General features: G+C 65.1%; 15 protein-coding genes. 4 read left to right on the forward strand and 11 right to left on the reverse strand.

What is annotated here, in order from left to right; translation table 11 throughout:
* Positions 1-11: 11 nt before the first annotated feature.
* From N4264_RS21705 to N4264_RS21725, 5 genes are all read right to left on the reverse strand, one after another.
* Complete coding sequence (locus N4264_RS21705) at positions 12-662, reverse strand: YjfK family protein (protein WP_261694305.1); 651 nt, start codon at positions 660-662, stop codon at positions 12-14.
* Positions 659-1,711 (reverse strand): potassium channel family protein, encoded by a 1,053-nt coding sequence (locus N4264_RS21710; RefSeq protein ID WP_261694306.1) that lies wholly within the window; start codon positions 1,709-1,711, stop codon positions 659-661. Before N4264_RS21710 ends, N4264_RS21705 begins: the two co-directional genes overlap by 4 nt.
* A 92-nt stretch (positions 1,712-1,803) precedes the next feature.
* On the reverse strand, positions 1,804-2,547 hold the full coding sequence (locus tag N4264_RS21715) for a PspA/IM30 family protein (RefSeq protein ID WP_261694307.1): 744 nt from the start codon (positions 2,545-2,547) through the stop codon (positions 1,804-1,806).
* A gap of 5 nt (positions 2,548-2,552) precedes the next feature.
* The gene (locus N4264_RS21720; protein WP_261694308.1) at positions 2,553-2,978 is read right to left on the reverse strand and encodes a YjfI family protein; all 426 of its coding nucleotides are present in this window, start codon (positions 2,976-2,978) and stop codon (positions 2,553-2,555) included.
* 304 nt (positions 2,979-3,282) lie between these two features.
* A complete protein-coding gene (locus N4264_RS21725) occupies positions 3,283-4,422 on the reverse strand; it encodes an OmpA family protein (protein ID WP_261694309.1) in 1,140 nt (379 codons plus the stop codon).
* Between the two features lie 566 nt (positions 4,423-4,988).
* Between N4264_RS21725 and N4264_RS21730 the strand changes: the two genes are divergently transcribed.
* From N4264_RS21730 to N4264_RS21745, 4 genes are all read left to right on the forward strand, one after another.
* Complete coding sequence (locus N4264_RS21730; protein WP_343231971.1) at positions 4,989-5,771, forward strand: TerC family protein; 783 nt, start codon at positions 4,989-4,991, stop codon at positions 5,769-5,771.
* A 109-nt stretch (positions 5,772-5,880) separates the two neighbouring features.
* Positions 5,881-7,902, forward strand: a complete 2,022-nt coding sequence (locus tag N4264_RS21735) for an NADPH-dependent 2,4-dienoyl-CoA reductase (RefSeq protein ID WP_261694310.1) — start codon at positions 5,881-5,883, stop codon at positions 7,900-7,902.
* A gap of 147 nt (positions 7,903-8,049) precedes the next feature.
* Positions 8,050-10,479 carry a serine/threonine-protein kinase gene (locus tag N4264_RS21740; RefSeq protein ID WP_261694311.1) on the forward strand — a complete coding sequence of 810 codons (2,430 nt, stop codon included), beginning with the start codon at positions 8,050-8,052 and terminating at the stop codon, positions 10,477-10,479.
* Complete coding sequence (locus tag N4264_RS21745; protein ID WP_261694312.1) at positions 10,476-10,994, forward strand: ECF-type sigma factor; 519 nt, start codon at positions 10,476-10,478, stop codon at positions 10,992-10,994. Before N4264_RS21740 ends, N4264_RS21745 begins: the two co-directional genes overlap by 4 nt.
* A 42-nt stretch (positions 10,995-11,036) precedes the next feature.
* On the opposite strand, the gene N4264_RS21750 is transcribed toward N4264_RS21745, so the two are convergent.
* The 6 genes from N4264_RS21750 to N4264_RS21775 form a co-directional block, all read right to left on the reverse strand.
* Complete coding sequence (locus N4264_RS21750) at positions 11,037-14,063, reverse strand: hypothetical protein (protein ID WP_261694313.1); 3,027 nt, start codon at positions 14,061-14,063, stop codon at positions 11,037-11,039.
* A gap of 323 nt (positions 14,064-14,386) precedes the next feature.
* On the reverse strand, positions 14,387-15,541 hold the full coding sequence (prpC, locus tag N4264_RS21755; protein ID WP_261694314.1) for a bifunctional 2-methylcitrate synthase/citrate synthase: 1,155 nt from the start codon (positions 15,539-15,541) through the stop codon (positions 14,387-14,389).
* Between the two features lie 47 nt (positions 15,542-15,588).
* Positions 15,589-16,161: a hypothetical protein gene (locus N4264_RS21760; protein WP_261694315.1), complete on the reverse strand. Its 573-nt coding sequence runs from the start codon at positions 16,159-16,161 to the stop codon at positions 15,589-15,591.
* A gap of 2 nt (positions 16,162-16,163) precedes the next feature.
* Entirely contained in the window at positions 16,164-17,057 is an 894-nt protein-coding gene (prpB, locus tag N4264_RS21765; protein ID WP_261694316.1) for a methylisocitrate lyase, read from the reverse strand.
* Between the two features lie 272 nt (positions 17,058-17,329).
* Positions 17,330-18,316, reverse strand: coding sequence for a malate dehydrogenase (locus N4264_RS21770; RefSeq protein WP_261694317.1), 987 nt, complete (start codon positions 18,314-18,316; stop codon positions 17,330-17,332).
* Between the two features lie 148 nt (positions 18,317-18,464).
* Positions 18,465-18,833 carry a glutaredoxin family protein gene (locus tag N4264_RS21775; RefSeq protein WP_261694318.1) on the reverse strand — a complete coding sequence of 123 codons (369 nt, stop codon included), beginning with the start codon at positions 18,831-18,833 and terminating at the stop codon, positions 18,465-18,467.
* Positions 18,834-18,837: the final 4 nt, after the last annotated feature.

Genomic DNA, 18,837 nt, shown 5'->3' on the forward strand with positions numbered 1-18,837 from the left:
AATGCTCCGTGTCAGGTGATGGTGAGATCGGCTTGGGTGACGTCCACGCCAACGGAAAAGGTCACGCAGTACTCGTCGGGACCGTAATCTTCGGCGCTGACCAGAAGGTATTCGTAGCGTTCCAGGCCCGGCACTTCGCGCTGGTAGAGCATGGCGTAGTGGGTGAGGTCGTAGTCAGGCGTGGTCGTGCTCTTCCCGTAGACTTTCTCGTCGAACACGACCGGCGGTGCCCAGGCCGATTCCGGCGTATCGCCCCAGACGCGGTAGTAGCGCTGTCCGGCCACGTCGATGTGCTGCGCACCGATCAGCGAGCCGCGCCGCACCCACTCATTGAAGGCATGCTGGTTGGGTGGGTTGCGCGTTTCATGGAAGACGAACAGTTTCACGTCGTCGATCTGCCCGGCCGTCGTGCTGACCTGCACGAAGGCATCATCGGTGAGGTAGTAGCGATGCAGGCGGGAGTTGCCGCCCAGCGTCACTTCGCCCCAGGCTTCGATGGCCTGATGGCCCTCGGGTGCAGCAAAGACGAGGCGGTCGCCCGCCATGCGGAACGGCAGTGAATCCACCGCCACCGCGCCGCGCAGGCGCAGGCCCAGAGGGCCGGACGGCGCGGGTGCAGGCTCGTCGTTCTTGCTGCCAAACATCTTTCCAAACCAGCTCATGGTCCACAGGCTCCCCAGCCGACGCGCCCCAGTTCCACGCGCTTGTCGGCGATGTAATACAACATGCTGCCGCCCGCTACGGAATCCGTATCGGGCGGGTTCAGACGCGGCGCGCTGCCGTCGGCCAGCATATAGCCCAACAGCGTCGCACCGTGCTGGTGTTTGAATTCGGTGAACAGCTTGCCATAACTGAGTGCTACGCAATCAACGGGAATGCGCAGGCTGAACTGGGTCGCGCCGCCGGCGATCGACAGCAGTTCCGCCGCCACGAAGGCGCTACCCGCGTCCTGGGCGGCGCGCACCATCACTTCCACGTGCAACGGCAGGATGCATTCCACGCGTGGATAGTGCGCACGCAGCACCGCGCAGGTGTCGGCACGATCAAAGGTGGCGACGATATGGCCTTTCGGGTGATTGGCCAGGACAGCGAAGGACGCAGCCAGGGTCTGCTCGTCGGTGGCGGCGTTGACGATGATGCGGGCCGCCTCGGCGATGCCGGCGCGCTGGTAACCGTGGGGATCAGCCAGCGACTCCAGGCGCACGAAACGGATTTCATCCGGCCGCGGGTTTTCGATTTCCTCGGTGGCCGCGAGCAGGATGCCTTCGTCGTCGGTTTCGGTGTCCTGCATGAGCAGGTCAATGGTGCGCAGCGTGTCGCGGCCCATCCAGCCGACGATGACGGTGTGCCCCTTGAGGGTGGGATAGCTCGATTTACCCATGGCGTGCCGCCTCCACGAATCGATTAATCCGGTCGTCGCCTTGCCCAGGAACATGGCGAACAAGGTGATTGCGCCGGGCAACAGCCACAGCGTGGCAATCAGGCGGCCGCCGTCGGTCTGGGGCGAGAAGTCGCCGTAGCCGATCGTCGCCGCGGTCACCATATAGAAATAGAACCAGATCGTCGGCGTGACGAGCTTTTCCTCGCCCGCCATCACCATCAGCTGCCAGCTGATCAGGCAATGGGCGACCACGACCAGCAGCAACACGCTCCAGCTCATGAGAGCCAGGTGTCGCCGGAACAAGCGCATGAGACGGACGAATACCGGCATGCCATCCCTCCCTTTCCGGATCGCCGCGCCGGAGGCCGATTCCCGGCCTCCGGCGCGTCATGCCTCTTTCACGGCCCGTCGGCCGATGGATGTCAGTTGGGCTTTGGCAGAACCGGCGACGGCCCCGCCTCATGCCCCAGCGCCGGGCGCTGTTCGCGCTCGAAGCGGGCCAGGATCGAATCGGCCGAGGACTCGCCCGGCATGATGCCGGCCTGGGCGAGACGCCGGTGCAGGTCGCCATCGCCACTGGTGTCGGCCAGTTCCTGCGCCACTTCCAGCTGCGCCGCGCGTTCTGTCTGCCGCTGCTTGATCCGTTCGAGCGAATCAAGGGCGGTACCCAGTTTCGCGCCGGTGCCCACGTGCGCGGCAGCCAGTGCCGCCTGTGCGCGCTGGACGCTTTCGGTCGCCTTTACCGTATCGATCTGCTGCTTCAGTCGCGAGATCACGGTCTCGGCCTGGCGCGCGGAGGCCTGGAGCTTGGAGATGCTGGCGTCGTACTCGCCGATGATCTTCGTTTCCTGGGCGATATCGGCTTCCAGCTGGGCGAGCTTGGTCGCCACTTCCTGCGCCAGTTCGCGGTTGTTGCGGCTGAGCGCCTCGCGGATGTAGTTGGTGTACTCGGCCTGCTTGGCTTGCTTGTCGCCGACCTTGTCCGCTGTGATCTTGCGCTGCGCCATGATCTTGGCGAGGTCTTCACGCGAACGCACCAGGGCGTTCTGGGCGTCACGCACTTCCTGGTCAAGGATGCGCATCGCGTTGGCGTCGACGACGGCGGTGCCGGCCTCATGAGCGGCGCCGCGGAACAGGGTAATGATCTTGGTCCAGATGCTGGCCATGGCACTCACTTCAGATGTTCGGCAAAGGCCTCGGCGGCCTGGAGGGTGTTGTCGGCGAGGACACGGATTTCCTCGACGACGGCTTGCAGCGGCGAACGCGCCGACAGCTCGCCGAAGACGATGTAGAGATCTTCCCCGTCGATGCTCTGCAGACCGAGGTTGGAGAGCGGATTGAGCGGATTGAGACGCAGGCAGGCCTCGTTGAAGGCCGGACGGTCCTTGACCTGGCTGCCCAGGCACAGCGGCGCGGAGACGAAGATCTGCTCGCCGGACACGGCCATCTGCAGAGCAAGGTCGCCATGCTCGCGCATCAGGATGCTCAACGTCGGATCCACACCGCCGACGAGGGACAGATCGATGCCGGACAAGTCAATGCTCGCGTCTGAGTGGAGCGCCTCGTAAAGGGATTCGGTGGTCCAGGGATTGTTCACGACGATCGTAGCCTCCTGCGCAAGATTCGTGGTCGGTCACCACGGGGTTATGCCAGACGGAAACGCGCCGACGGGAAAGACTCGAACAGCATCCACTGCCCTCCCCCGCCCGCGACCGCCGGCCCGGGCTGATCTTATGGCTGACCTGCGGCCACACAAGACCTATCCAATGGGTCTTGACCTTAGGCGAAATTGCCGTCCGTGACCAGTCTGCAGTACCAGCGCGGATCCTGCCGCCGGCCGGGCGCATACAAAAAAGCCCGGCTTTCGCCGGGCTTTCGAGTACAGATGTATTGCCTGTTGCTTACTGCACGTCAAGTTCGGTGCGGCGGTTACGCGCGCGGCCTTCCTTGGTGTCGTTCGTGTCGATCGGCTTGGACTCACCGAAACCGACCGGGCCGCTCAGGCGGCTGGCGTCGATACCGTGCGAGGTCAGGTAGTCGTACACGATGCGGGCGCGGCGCTCGGACAGGCCCTGGTTGTACTCGTCGGTACCGACGGCGTCGGTGTGGCCGGCGACTTCAACGCGGACGTCCGGGTTACGCTGCAGCGCGTCAACGGCCTGGTCGAGGATCGCGATCGACTCGGCGGTCGGCTCCTGCAGGGTCGGGGCGATGTTCTTCTCACCCTTCTTCGGACGGTCGAACTTGAAGTTCACGCCGCGCAGGTCGATCACGACCTTGAGCGGGCAGCCATCCGGGCCGACGTTGGTGCCGGCCGAGGTGCCCGGGCAACGGTCGTCGCAATTGTTGACGCCGTCCTTGTCATCGTCGAGGTCACGGCACGACGTCGGCGGCTTGCCCGGTTCGTCCTGCTTGATCGGCTTATCCGGCGGAGCGGTTTCACCACCACCGAAGTTGATCACCAGACCACCGGTGACCAGCACGTCGGTAAAGCCCATGCGGTGTTCCGGGGTGTAGTACTGGCGCGAGTTGTTGTCGCGGTCATAGCGGGCGGCGATTTCGCCGCGGAACGCCACGCGCTCACCGAAGTTGTACTGGATGCCGCCGCCGGCGGTGACCATCGGATCCCAGCCATGGGTGCGGCCTTCCGGCAGCTGGCTCTGGGAAATGTTGGCGTGACGCAGCGCGCCGATGCCGCCCATCACGTACGGACGCCACGCGGTGCCGGCTTCGCCGAAGAAGTAGCGGGCCGAGACGCCGAGACCGACGCTTTCCCACTCATGGCCGTTGCGCGCGGAATCGTTCTCGAAATCCGCATCATTCAGGGACCACTCGAAATCCACTGCCAGGTTCGGCGTGGACCACCAGCCAAGGCCAAGACCCGTGAACAGGGACGAATCGGTTTCACGGTCGCTATCGGGGATCACCGCGCCGACGCGGGGCGCAATGTACCAGTTGCTGTAGTCCTCGGCCTGGGCGGCCGTGGCGGTCATGCCACCGAGCGCCAGAGCGATCAGCGCAAACAAGCCATTACGTTTCATTCGGAGTTCTCCTCATTGGTGTTATCGCACGCGTCCACTCCACCCCGTCAGGACGCAAAGCTCGTTCACTTTATCAAGTTTCAACAGGAAAAGTGACGACGGCGCGGCTTAACAATTCTAGCCCGGTCCTCGGGCGGCGGCAGTCTAGCAAAATCAAAGACCTGTAACCAACCGACCCCCAACTCGTTCATCTTCCGCTCAGGGGCATTTAACACTTGCGGACTACACCGCGAATAGCGTCAAGTGCTCGTGAACGGCGCAAATCGGAGTACGAACGGTATCGTCGAAGCGGCCAATTTTCGGGGCCCGGCGGCGGCGGCGGAGGGCATCCGGGGACTTCGCAGACCCGCCCGTGAGCGGCACGGCGGATGATGCGATGCCGCGCCACTGCCCCCCGGAAGGCCCGCAATCGGCCGCGTCCCCGGCCGGGCAGGCTTGACCTTGGACGCTCGCGCCGTTACTTATTCGCGTATCGAAGGGGAGTAGCTCCTCGCGCGCGGATCGTCATCACGGGCTCTACTGCCCCGGTCCCGCGGCTGTCGTCACTGGCCCAGCCCAGTTTCGCAGTGAGCAAGACCTTCGCCGGGCACGGCGAAGTCTTGACTGCGATTTCGTTTCCCCACACCCCCTCCAGACGCCAGCCAGACAGGTTTTTTTCCATGGAATTGTTTTCCACCGCCTTCTTTACCGCACTGCTCGCCATCATCGTCATTGACCTCGTCCTTGCCGGCGACAATGCGATCGTCATTGCACTGGCTGCACGCAGCCTTCCCAAAGACCTGCAGAAGAAGGCGATCCTCTGGGGCACCGTCGGTGCGATCGTGGTGCGCACACTCATGACCCTGGTTGTCGTGTGGCTGCTCAAGCTGCCCGGCCTGCTGCTGGCGGGCGGCCTGTTGCTGATACCGATCGCGCTGAAACTCCTGACCGAGGACAAATCAGACGACGCCCACGAGATCAGCAAGGTGAACGGCTTCTGGGGCGCAATGCGCACGATCATCGTGGCCGACGCGCTGATGGGTCTTGATAACGTCCTGGCCGTCGCCGGCGCGGCACATGGCCAGTTCACCCTGGTGGTGCTGGGGCTTTTGATCTCGGTGCCGATCGTCGTCTGGGGCAGCACGCTGATCCTGCGCCTGGTGGAGCGTTACCCGGTGGTGGTTTATATCGGCGCCGGCGCCCTGCTCTGGACGGCCGCGAAGATGATGCTGCACGAAGGTTTCGTGATCCGGTTTATCGACGGGCGCGTGTGGATGGAGGTCATCGTCTACGCCCTGGTCATCGGTGGCGGCCTCGCCGTGGGCTGGTGGCGCGAGCAGCGCCTGAAAGCCGCGCGGCCGGCGGCGTAAGAACTGCGCCCCCTGACCGGCCGTTCCTGCGGGAACGGCCGGTTTTAGACTTGCCCGCTCCAGGGCATCCGTGCATGGTGCGGCCCTGCTTCCGGCACGGGTCCACCTCATGAGTCAGTACCCTCACCTTCTCGCACCGCTGGATCTGGGATTCGTCACGCTCGCCAACCGCGTGCTGATGGGATCGATGCACACGGGCCTGGAAGACCATGCCCGCGACTTCGACAAGCTCGCCCGCTACTTCGCCGAGAGAGCCCGCGGTGGCGTGGGATTGATCGTGACCGGCGGTATTTCGCCGAGCATCCGCGGCTGGCTCAAGCCGTTTTCCGGGCGGCTGTCGATGCCATGGCACGTGGCGCGGCACCGCAAGATCGCCGACGCCGTGCATGCCGAAGGCGGTCGCGTATGCATGCAGATCCTGCATGCGGGCCGCTACGCCTACCATCCCTTCTCCCTCGCCCCGTCGCGGATCAAGTCGCCGATCTCGCCGTTCACACCGCGCGCGATGTCGTCGCGCCAGGTGGAACGCAGCATCGGCGATTTCGTCAATTCCGCGCGCCTGGCCAAGGAAGCCGGCTACGACGGCGTCGAGGTCATGGGCTCGGAGGGCTACCTGATCAATCAGTTCCTGGTCGAGCGCACCAACCAGCGGCGCGACGGCTGGGGCGGTAGCGTCCAGAACCGCCACCGTTTCCCGCTGGAGATCATCCGGCGTACGCGCGAGGCGGTCGGTCGCGACTTCATCATCATCTACCGCCTGTCCATGCTGGACCTGGTCGAAAAAGGCCAGACCTGGGACGAAGTCGTCACCCTGGCCAAGGCCATCGAAGCGGCCGGCGCCACGTTGATCAATACCGGCATCGGCTGGCACGAGGCGCGCGTGCCGACCATCGTCACCAGCGTGCCCCGCGGCGCGTTCACCTGGGTGACGCGCAAGCTCAAGGGCGAAGTCTCGCTCCCGCTGATCACCACCAACCGGATCAACATGCCGGATGTGGCCGAACGCATCCTCGCCTCCGGCGACGCGGACATGGTTTCGATGGCCCGCCCACTGCTGGCTGATCCCCAATGGGTGGCCAAGGCCCGCGAGGGCCGCAGCGCCGAGATCAATACCTGCATCGCCTGCAACCAGGCCTGCCTGGATCACGTCTTCGAAAACCGTCGCGCCACCTGCATGGTCAATCCGCGCGCCTGCCATGAAACCGAACTGGAGATCCGTCCGGCCACCACGCGCAAGCGCATCGCCGTCGTTGGCGCCGGACCCGCGGGATTGTCCTGCGCAACCACGCTGGCCGAACGTGGCCACGCAGTGGTTCTGTTCGACCAGGCGAGCGAGATCGGCGGCCAGTTCAACATGGCCAAGCGCATTCCCGGCAAAGAAGAGTTCCACGAGACGCTGCGCTACTACGGCGCGCGCATCGCCGCAGTCGGCGTGGAGCTACGCCTTGGTACGCGGGTCGACGCGGCATTGTTGCAATCGGAACGATTCGACGAAGTGGTTTTCGCCACCGGCGTGCACCCGCGCCGACCGCCCATTCCTGGACTGGATCACCCCAAGGTGCTGAGCTATCTCGATGTGCTGCGCCATGGCAAGCCGGTTGGCGCCAAGGTCGCGCTCATCGGCGCCGGCGGTATCGGCTTTGACATGGCCGAGTTCCTGACCCAGCCCCATCCCTCGCCCACGACCGACATCACGCGCTGGTCGCACGAGTGGGGCGTGGACCTTGACTACACCACCCGTGGCGCCGTGACCAAGCCCCAGCCAGAAGCCTCCGAGCGGCAGGTGTGGCTGCTCCAGCGTACCGCTGGCAAGCCCGGCGAACGCCTCAACAAGACCACCGGATGGGTGCACCGCGCCGCGCTCAAGTCCAAGGGCGTGACGATGCTGGCCGGCGTGAGCTACGACCGCATCGACGACGCCGGACTGCACATCAGTCGCGACGGCAAGACCGAAATCCTGCCGGTCGATCACGTCGTGCTGTGCGCCGGCCAGGAGCCCAACCGGGACTGTCACGCCGAAGCCAGCGCGCTGGGCATCAAGACACACCTGATCGGCGGCGCGGACGTGGCGGCGGAACTGGACGCCAAGCGCGCCATTGCCCAGGGAACCCGGCTGGCGGCCAGCCTGTGACGTAGCAATGGTGGCGCATCGCGACCTTGCGGCGCGCCACCATCGGCGAATGTCACAACCGCCACGTATTGGCGCTGCGACCGCTCCTGGCCCCGATACGGCGTGTAGAATCGCGCGAATTTTGCCGATCTGCCGCGCCAGGAGCGCATGTCGACCGATCTTGCCAACGACCGTCTGGCCTTGGCCCTGTTCCGTCAGCTCCTCGAATCGGAGCCGATCCACCCGACGACCGTCGAAGACGTCCTGAAGGACAGCGCGCCGGACGTCGCCGCGCGTGTGCGCCGCATGCTCGATCGGCACCTGAGCGACACGCAGCGGCTGGAAAAGGTCTGGCACGACGCGCCACTTGAGCCAACCTTTCCCTCGCGGCTGGGCCCCTTCGACATCGTACGCCCGCTGGGACGCGGCGGCATGGGCATGGTGGTGCTCGGCCGGCGACAGTCGTCGGATTTCACCCAGAACGTCGCCATCAAGCTGATTCCCGGCTGGATGCTCGATGCCTCGCAGCGCGCCCGTTTCCTGTTCGAACGCGAAGTGGTGGCACGCCTGCGCCATCCGCATATCGCCCATCTCATTGATGGCGGCAATGGCCCCAGTGGGGAGTTGTGGTATGCGATGGAACTGGTCGAGGGCAACACGCTCATCCGCTATTGTGATGAGCGCAAGATGCCGCTGCGCGAACGCCTGCTGCTTCTGCTCGATCTGTGCGACGCACTCAGCCACGCTCACCGTAGCCTGATCGTCCATCGTGACATCAAGCCCGGCAATGTGATGGTCACGAGCGACGGGCAGGTGAAACTGATCGACTTCGGTATCGCCAAGTCCCTCGACTCCGCCGCGTCGACGCATACGCGTGAAGCCGCGCCGATGACGCCGCAATACGCTTCGCCCGAGCAGTTGCGGCACGAACGCATCACGACTGCGTCGGACATCTGGCAGCTGGCGGCACTGGCCTACGAACTCCTCATCGGCGTTACGGCCCGCACAGATACCGCAGCGATCATCGAGCGGCCATCGCTGCGCGCGGCGACTATCGATGACGCCGTAGCAGTCACACGTCGCACCAGTCCCGCTGCACTCGCCGCCCAGCTGCGTGGCGACATCGATTCGATCCTGCAGAAAGCGCTGCGTGACGATCCACAGGAACGCTACGACAGCGTCGCCGCGTTCGCCGCCGATCTGCGCGCCTACCTTGCCGGACGCCCCGTTTCGGCGCGCCAGGGCGAGCAGTGGTACGCACTACGCCGGGCGGTCGCCAAGCATCGCTGGGCGGTGGGCTTCGCCGCGGCTGCCGCGGTGGCACTGGTCAGCGGCACGGTCGTGTCCGTGCTGTTCGCGCATCGCGCGAGCGAAGAAGCGCAGCTGGCCACCGATACCAGCGAACTCTTGTCGAAGGTACTGCTGGCGCGTGACAGCGGCGCTTCACCGACGATGAACCTGTCCGAATATTTCACGCACGCCATCGACACCATCCGCAGGGACACGTCCCTGCCACCGGCACGTCGCTACGGGCTCCTCAACGAGGTCATGATGCGCGGCGTCGAGGTGGGGGCAAAGGACGCGATCCTTCGCGCCGGGCCGGAAATGGTACGTCTGGCTGGACAGTCGTTCCCCGCCGGCGACCACCGCCAGGCCGAAGCCTTGACGATGCACGCGCTCGCGCTGGCCATCCAGGGCGCACAGAATGCCGGGCAGGTGAACTCCCTGCTTGCGCAGAGCGAGGCGATCGTCGCCAAGCTGCCGCGTCGCGAGGCCGACGGGCAGATGCTCCTCGTCTACATGGCGCGACTGTTCCTGGCCAACGCCGCAGGCGACAGCGACGCCCTGATCACCTATTCGCGTCACAACGCCGAGTTGGCGCGTACCAGCACCACGTTGTCGGCGCAGAGCCGGCTCAATGCCCGCATGTCGCTGGTCAACGCGCTGGAGAACACCCAGCAGGTGGATGAAGCGCTGCGGGAAATCGACAGCCTGCTGGCCGACCTGCCGGAATACGCCAGGACCGACCATATTCTCGAAGGCACGCAGGAATGGGTCCGCACTACCGGTTGCCAGATGCGCTCGCGCGTCAAGGTCGCAGACGCGCTGCAGGATTGCAGCCGGCAAGTCGGCGAGCTGGAAAAAGCCGGGCGCATCGACACCATGAATGGCTACTACGCCCTGCTGGGCCTCGGGCGTTCTCTGGCCAAGAGCGATCGCTCAGCAGAGGCCGTCGATGCCTACCGGCGTGCCGAGCAATCGCTGGTTGCAGTACAAGGTGCAAATGCCACTTCCGGACAAATGGCCAATGTGAAGCGCATGCTGGGCACCCGGCTGTACGCCCTCAAGCGGTTCGACGAGGCCGAAATCGCGCAGCGCCGCGCGCTCGACATCGTTGCCCTGTCGTTTGCGGCTACCCATCCCGGCCGCCTGGGCATTCAGCTGGAGCTGGCCGAAAGCATCGCCGCGCAGGACAAGAAAGACGCGCTCGCGCCCCTGTTGCTGGCCGATGAGGTCGTAGCTGGCCTGGACGCCGCGTCCCAGGCGCGCTGGAAAACCCTGCACGCCCTCGTCAACACGTCGAAGAAAACGCCATGAACGCCACTTCCGCGCTCAACACCGCCGTCGACCAGGAACTGTTCGTCCAGATCTACGACGATCTGCGACGCCGCGCCCATGCTTTGCGCTGGAACCAGGGCACAGCCACGCTCGACACCACCGCGCTCGTACACGAGTCCTATCTCAAGCTCATCGAGAACCGCGCCAATTTCAACGACAAGACGCATGTCTTTCGCCTGGCGGCGCTGGCGATGCGCCAGATCCTGATCGACCACCTGCGCGCTCACCAGTCGGCCAAGCGCGGCGGCGGCATGGAGCGGGTTGCCCTGCCGGATATCGAGATTCCCGTTGACGATCCCGCGATCAGCTTGTCGATCGTGGTGGATGCCCTGGATCGCCTGCGCGATGTCGACGCCCGCCTGGCGGATGTCTTTTCGTTGCACGCATTCGCCGGCCTCGCGTTCCACGAGATCGGCGAGATGCTGGAAATTTCGCGCTCGACCGCCCAGCGTGACTTCGAGGCGGCCCGCGCGTTTCTGCTCAGCGTCACCTGAGAGTCGCCGGAATCCGCTATCGCGAATTCCGGCGGGGAATCCTCATTCCTTCGGCGAGCGCAGGATGTCGCCCAAAGCCCGGCGCGCGTCGTCCAGCATCAGTCGTTGCGCCGCGGTGGGAAGCCGTTCGGCGCTTTCCGCATCCACCGCAATGGCGGCCAGGATGTCGGCCCAGGCTTGCAGGCCGCGCGGCTCAATCCCTTCAAGTCGCGCCGTCAGCGCCTCGATCCGGGGTTTGTCCTGCTCCGCCGGCGGCAGCTTCTGCAGCGCGGTACGCTCCTCGCTCAGCTGCTTGACCGCCGCCACCAACGGCTTGAGTACACGCGCAAGATCGAGGTTGAAGGCGAGAATCTGCTGGTAGTCATCCTGTGTCAGCGCAAGGCGCGGATCCGGCTTGAGTGTCAGTGGGCGGGTCAGCTTGCGGCCATCCACGTCCAGCGTCAGCGTGTAGTCGCCCGGAATCGCGAGCGGGCCCTCCGGCAGGGCCGAGGTTTCCACGCCCGATACTGCGGCGATGGAAAACTCATACGCCATTGCCGCCGGTCGCGGGTGGCGCAGATCCCACAGGAAGCGATGCGCTCCGGCGGATGCGGGGAGCGGCATGGCGGGTTTGCGATACTGGTCGTTGAAATACTGGTCGACAACCAGCGCCTCGGGCTTGTCGTCACTGGCGTACCGGCGGATCACGCGCCCCGACGCATCAGTGACCGTGAGCACGACATGCCGGGCCGCGCGCGGCAGGAAGTATTCGATCATGGCGCCCGCCGGCGGGTTTTCGCCCAGCGGCACCTCGGAAGCCAGCGGCGTGTCCTTGTTCTGGTTCTTGCGATAGCGATAGGTCGCCGGCGGCGCGAAGAGTGTCGGCTGGGTGAAGGTCGACGCCTGGGCGAATTCGCGCAGGCGCGAGATGTTGTCCAGGATCCACAACGCTCGCCCTTGCGTGGCGATCGCGACGTCATCACCGATGACCAGCATGTCGCGCACCCAGGCATTGGGCAGGTTGCGCTTGAGCGGATGCCAGTTCTCGCCGTCATCCCAGGAGGTGTAGACGCTGCGGTCTGTCGCCGCGAACAGCAAGCCCGCCTTGACCGAATCGGAACGGATGACACTGGTGAATTCACCCGCCGGAAGGCCATTGCTGATGACGGACCAGGTCGCGCCGCCGTCCGTCGATCGCAGCAACAGCGGCTCGAACACGTTTGCCCGGTGCTGATCCACGGCGAGGTAGATCCGATTGCGATCGACCCGTGAAATGTCGATGCGGGCCACCGTCGCCCACTCGGGTATCTGTCTTGGCGTGACGTCCTGCCAGCTCTTGCCACCGTCCCGCGTGCGCTGCACCAGGCCGCTGTCCGTGCCGACCCAGATCTCATCCGCATCGTGCGGTGATGGCGCAATATGGAAGATGACACCAAATCCACAGGCCTTGGCGCGCTCCTGAGGTATCGTTCCCGGACATTCGGCGGCACTCGCCGTACGCCCGGTGAGGTCAGGACTGATCGGCACCCAGTGGTCGCCGCGGTCGTCGCTGCGGAACAGTACCTGCGAGCCCAGGTAGAGGGCATGTGGCGCCACCGGGGAGATCGTCAACGGCGTGATCCAGCTCCAGCGGTGCTCGATGGTGCGCGGATCCTTGCCGTAGGTATTGATCAGCACGGGCGTGATGTTCTGCACGTCGCCCGTACGCCGGTCGAACCGGCTGATACGGCCGCCCAGACCGCTGCCGTAGACGATGTTCGGATCGGTCGGATCCGGCACATCGCAATCGCGCTCGTCGGCGCCCACGGGATGCCAGTCGCGAAAACTGATCGCACCGTAATCGGAACGACTGGTAATGGCGATGGTGCCGTTGTCCTGCTGGCCCGCGTACAGCCAGTACGGCACGCGCTTGTCGGCGTGCAGGCAGTAGAACTGCCCCGTCGGTTGGTTGTACCAGTCGCTCCAGCTGGCGCCGCCGTTGGTGGTCACCACGGCGCCCTGGTCGCTGCCGGTGATACGACGGTCCGGATTGGCCGGATCGATCCACAGGAAGTGGTAGTCGTCGCCACCGGGCGAGCCGCGGACGATTTCCAGTGTCCTTCCGGCGTCCGTCGAGCGTTTCATCGACCGCCCCATGATGAAGACGGTGTCCGGATCCTTCGGATGAGCGGTGATACGCGAAAAGTAGCGGCTGGCGAGCGAGCCATCCTTGTGGACCAGCTGCCAGTGCTCGCCCGCATCATCGCTGCGATACAGCCCCCCTTCCTTGGCGTGATCGATCACCGCGTACACACGGTCCTTGCCGCGCGCCGACGTCGCGGCAATACCGATGCGGCCCACCACGCCTCCCGGCAATCCGTTCTGCAGACGCTGCCAGTGCTGCCCGCCGTCGGTGGAACGGTAGATACCACCCGTTTCGCTCGACATCGGGGTGAAATAGCTCATCCAGGGATAATTGCGCGCCGTCCAGGCCGCGGCGTACACGAGCTGCGGATTGGCCGGATCGGCGGCCAGGTCGACCACACCGGTCGCGTCATCGATGGCGAGGGTGCGGGTCCAGGTCTTGCCACCGTCGGTGCTGCGGAAAACACCGCGGTCGGCGCTTTCCGCGTAATAGGGCCCGAGGGCGCCGACCAGCAGGGTGTTGGCATCCTTGGGGTCAACCAGTATGGCGCCGATATGGCGCGTCTTGCCCAGGCCCAGGTGCTGCCAGGTCTTGCCGCCGTCGCGGCTGCCGTAGACGCCATCCCCGGCCGCGGTGTCGTAACGGGCCTGTGGCTGGCCGCTGCCCACATAGATGACATTCGAATCGCTCGGTGCCACCGCCAGCGCGCCGATCGAAGGCGCCTGCTGGTCGAAGACGGAGAACCAGTTGTGCCCGCCGTCGGTCGTCTTCCACACACCACCGCCGGCAGCACCGAAGTAGTACACCGAGGCTGCCCGCGGATCGCCCGCTGCCACCGTGCTCCAGCCGGCGCGGAATGGCCCGACCAGGCGCCAGCGCAGGTCATCGAATGCGGATTCCGGAACGGTCGAGGCCGCCGCCCAGCTACTGAAAAGGAAACAACCCACCAGCCATGAAGCGCGCACGATGCATCCCCGTCGTTGACGAACCGTCCGAGCGTAACGCCGGCGGAAAGATGGGGAAACTGCTGGAAGGGGTGTTTGGAGGATTTCGCTGCAAAGGCAGCCGGAGTTGCCGAAGCGGGAATCAGAAATGCCGGCGAATCGACATCGCCGTGCGCAAAGATGGGCGGCGCGGTGCGTCCAGGGCCCTTCTGCGAAGCACGCAGCGCCGGGTTGTTCTGGGCCCTTCTGCGAAGGGCGCAGCGCGGGTTATTCAGGGCCCTTCTGCGAAGGGCGCAGCGCGGGTTATTCAGGGCCCTTCTGCGAAGGGCCCTGGCACACCCTCTTCAGCGCTGGTCGATCGCGACGAAGGAGCGGTCTTCCGGGCCGACGTAGTTTGCACTGGGACGGATGATCTTGCCGTCGATGCGCTGCTCGATGATGTGCGCGCTCCAGCCGGAGGTGCGCGAGATCACGAACAGCGGCGTGAACATCGCCGTGGGGACACCCATCATGTGGTAGCTCGACGCCGAGAACCAGTCGAGGTTGGGGAACATTTTCTTCAGATCCCACATCAGGGTTTCGATGCGTTCGCTCACGTCGAACAACGTGCGATTGCCGCCTTCGGTGCACAGCTCGCGGCTGATCTCCTTGATGATGGGATTGCGCGGATCGCCGATCGTGTAGACCGGATGTCCGAAGCCGATGATGATTTCCTTCTTCTCCATGCGCGCGCGGATATCCGCTTCGGCCTCGTCCGCACTGCGGTAGCGCGCGATGATGTCCATCGCCACTTCGTTGGCGCCGCCGTGCTTGGGTCCACGCAACGCACCGATCGCGCCGGTGATGGCCGAGTAGAAGTCACTGTTCGTGCCGGCGATGACGCGCGCGGTAAAGGTCGAGGCGTTGAACTCGTGCTCGGCGTAGAGGATCAGCGATTTGTCCAGCGCGCGGGTATGCAGTGCGCTGGGCACCTTCCCGTGGAGCAGGTGCAGGAAGTGGCCGGCGATCGACTCGTCGTCGGTTTGCGTTTCGATGCGACGGCCGTTGTGGCTGTAGTGGTACCAGTACAGCAGCATCGAACCGAAACTGGCCATCAGGCGATCGGCGATATCACGCGCCTCGGAAATCGGATGCGATTCCTTTTCCGGCAGCACGGTGCCCAGCACCGAGGCACCGGTGCGCATCACGTCCATCGGATGGGTCGACGCCGGCAACAGCTCCAACGCCGCCTTCACTGGCTGCGGCAGCCCGCGCAGGCGCTTGAGCTTGGTGCGGTACGCCGCCAGTTCAGATGCGGTCGGCAGATGCTCATGAACCAGCAGGTAGGCTACTTCTTCAAACGTAGCCTTTTCGGCGAGCTCGGCGATGTCGTAGCCACGATAGTGCAGGTCATTGCCACTACGGCCGACCGTGCAGACCGCGGTATTGCCGGCCGCAACGCCCGACAGGGCCACGGATTTCTTCGCCTTCGGTAGGACTTGCACGCCCGATTCGCTCATGGTCACTCCTTCAGGGCAGCCCGCTCGGCAGGCGGCCGGTTGTTGATTCAGTCGTGGAACTCGTCGCTGTCGTGGCGTTCACAGCGATCCACTGCCATGTAGGCCTCTTCGCGACGCTTTGCCAGCTGGTCGATCTGCCAGCATTCGTCGAGGGTGGAACAGAAACACACGCGCTGGCGCAGCCGGTTGAGCTGCGGACGCAACCGCTTCCAGGCAGCCGCGTCTTCCAGGTGCAACAGGGGAATTTCCTCGCCGGTGGAAACGACCATGTCCGACAGCGATGACTGTCCGAGTTCCGGCAGATTGTCGGGGCCAAGCAAACTGCCCATCGCGGCACGCCAGTCGCGCTGCGGCACGTCGTCGACGTACACGCGGCGGCTCTTCACGATGGCAGGTCCCACGCCCTTGTTGATGGCGAGCAGTGATTGGCGCGAATTGGAACTGACCAGGCTCAGCCTGGGCCAGACCTGGGCGCGCACCTGCTGGTTCTGCAGGTACGCCGTATACGCCGACACGCACAGCGCCAGCAGACCAATCAGCGCCGCGATGATGGCAGTGACCTCACCGGCACCCCGGGGCATCTTCGGCGGCGGCGAGGCCGTGACCGGTACCTGCGTCACCGTCAGCCCTGCTCGGATCCCTTGGCGAACAGCGCGTCGAGCTTCTGCTCGTAGGCGTGATAGCCGAGGTAGTCGTAGAGCTCCATGCGCGGCTGCATCGTATCCACGACGGCGCGCTGGTGGCCATCACGCCGAATGGCGCCGTAGACCTCCAGTGCGGCCCGCGCCATGGCGCGGAATGCGGACAGCGGATAGAGCACCATGTCGACGCCGACCTCAGCCAGTTCCTGCGTGCTCCACAACGGCGTTTTGCCGAACTCGGTGATGTTGGCCAGGATCGGCACGCCCACGGCGTCCTTGAACTGGCGGTACATGGGCAGGTCCGTCACGGCTTCGGCAAAGATCATGTCGGCGCCGGCGGCAACGCACAGGCGGGCGCGGTCGATGGCCGCGTCCAGACCTTCCACCGCAATGGCGTCGGTGCGGGCCATGATGACGAACTGGCTGTCGTGACGCGCGTCGACGGCTGCTTTCACGCGATCTGCCATCTCCTGCGCCGGCACGATGGCCTTGCCCGGACGATGGCCACAGCGCTTGGCCATCACCTGGTCTTCGATATGCACCGCACCGGCACCGGCGCGTTCCATGGAGCGGATCGTCCGGGCGATATTGAAGGCACTGCCCCAGCCAGTATCGATATCCACCAGGATCGGTTGCTCGACCACGCTGGCGAGGCGTTCGACGTCGATCGCGACATCTTCGGCGGTGGTGATTCCCAGGTCCGGAATGCCACGGCTGGAAGCGGCCACGCCGCCACCGGACACGTACAGCGCCTTGAACCCGGCGGAAGCGGCAAGGATGCCGGCGTAGGCATTGATCGCGCCGACGATCTGCAGCGGCTTTTCAGCCGCGGCGGCGGCACGGAAACGCGCCCCCGGGCTCAGGTTCTGGCTCATGGAAGGTCTCCGGAAAAAACGGGATTTTACGGCGGATTCGCACCGGAGAGCGAATTCCGTCGCCGACAAGCCGTATTCCGTCAAATCACCGCACGGCTACCCGTCACCGCCGCTGCAGCCCTCGTCGCCAACCGCTGCAATCAGCCACCGGCGCTGTCCATCGCACACTGGCCTCGCCCCAGAGCCCGACGGATGCGGCCAAGGCCAAGCGCGCATGAAAAAACCCGCGTTACCGCGGGTTTTTTGCTGCGCAGGAAGTGCGGACTACGGCATTACTTCTTGGCGAACAGGTGTTCCACGCCGGCGCGCTCTTCGCGCAGTTCCTTGTCGGTGGCATCCATGCGGGCGCGCGAGAATTCGTTGATCGCCAGGCCCTGCACGATTTCGTACTGGCCGTTCTTGCACACGCAGGGGTAGCCGTAGATCACGCCCGGGGCGATGCCGTAGCTGCCGTCGGACGGCACGGCCATCGAGGCCCAGTCACCTTCCGCGGTACCCAGCGCCCAGTCACGCATGTGATCGATCGCTGCGGACGCCGCCGAGGCGGCCGACGAGGCGCCACGCGCCTTGATGATGGCCGCGCCGCGCTGCTGCACGGTCGGGATGAAGGTGCCTTCGTACCAGGCCTGGTCGACCTGATCCAGCGCCGGCTTGCCCTTGACCAGCGTGTTGTGGATGTCCGGATACTGGGTCGAGCTGTGGTTGCCCCAGATCAGGACCTTGCTGATATCCGTGTTGAGCGCACCCGTCTTCTCGGCCAGCTGGCTGATGGCGCGGTTATGGTCCAGGCGCACCATCGCGGTGAAGCAGCGCGGATCCAGGTCCGGCGCATTCTGCTGGGCGATCAGTGCATTGGTGTTGGCCGGGTTGCCGACCACGAGCACCTTGACGTTGCGCTTGGCGTGATCGTTCAGGGCCTTGCCCTGCGGCGCGAAGATGGCGCCGTTGGCTTCGAGCAGGTCCTTGCGTTCCATGCCGGGGCCGCGCGGACGCGCGCCGACCAGCAGGGCGAAATCCACGTCCTTGAAGGCGACGTTCGGATCATCCGTCGCGACGACGCCGTGCAGCGTCGGGAACGCGCAGTCATTGAGTTCCATCACCACGCCCTGCAGGGCCGGCAGGGCCGGCGTGATTTCCAGCAGATGCAGGATGACCGGCTGATCCGGGCCGAGCATGTCGCCGGCGGCGATGCGGAACAGCAGGGCGTAACCGATCTGGCCGGCAGCGCCGGTAACGGCAACACGGACGGGGGCTTTCATGATGACTCCTGGTTATTGTCAGGCGGGCAGTCCCGCCGCTTGTACAAGGGCAGGCTGGCCTGCCCCGATCGGTCGCCGGGACGGAAACGGCCCGTCCCGAATTGCGCCGGCCAGGTGACACCTGCCCGGCGCGCTGTCACTGAACGAACTATTTTAGCCGGACCCGGTAGCCCCGGTCGGCCAGCAGACGGGTGATGCGGTCGGCGTCATAGCCGTAGACGACCTCCTGGCCGACGACCGTCACCGGCACGCCGCGGGCGCCAAGGGCGAAATAGGCATCCTCGGCCGCTTCCGATTCCTCGATATCCATCAACGTGTACGGGACGCTTGCCTCATCGAGGCCAGCGCGCAGCTTCGTGCAGTAGCCGCACCATTCGGCACTGAGCATCACGATGCCGTCGTTGCCGGTCTGGCGTCGTGGATCGTGCTGCATGATCTCGCGGTAGCTGCTGTACGACACGCCCAACAGCAGCAGGACCCCTGCCGCGATGAACAGCTGGAGAGGTCCTATGCGCATGGCT

The organism is Tahibacter amnicola (genome assembly GCF_025398735.1).
Lineage (GTDB): Bacteria > Pseudomonadota > Gammaproteobacteria > Xanthomonadales > Rhodanobacteraceae > Tahibacter > Tahibacter amnicola.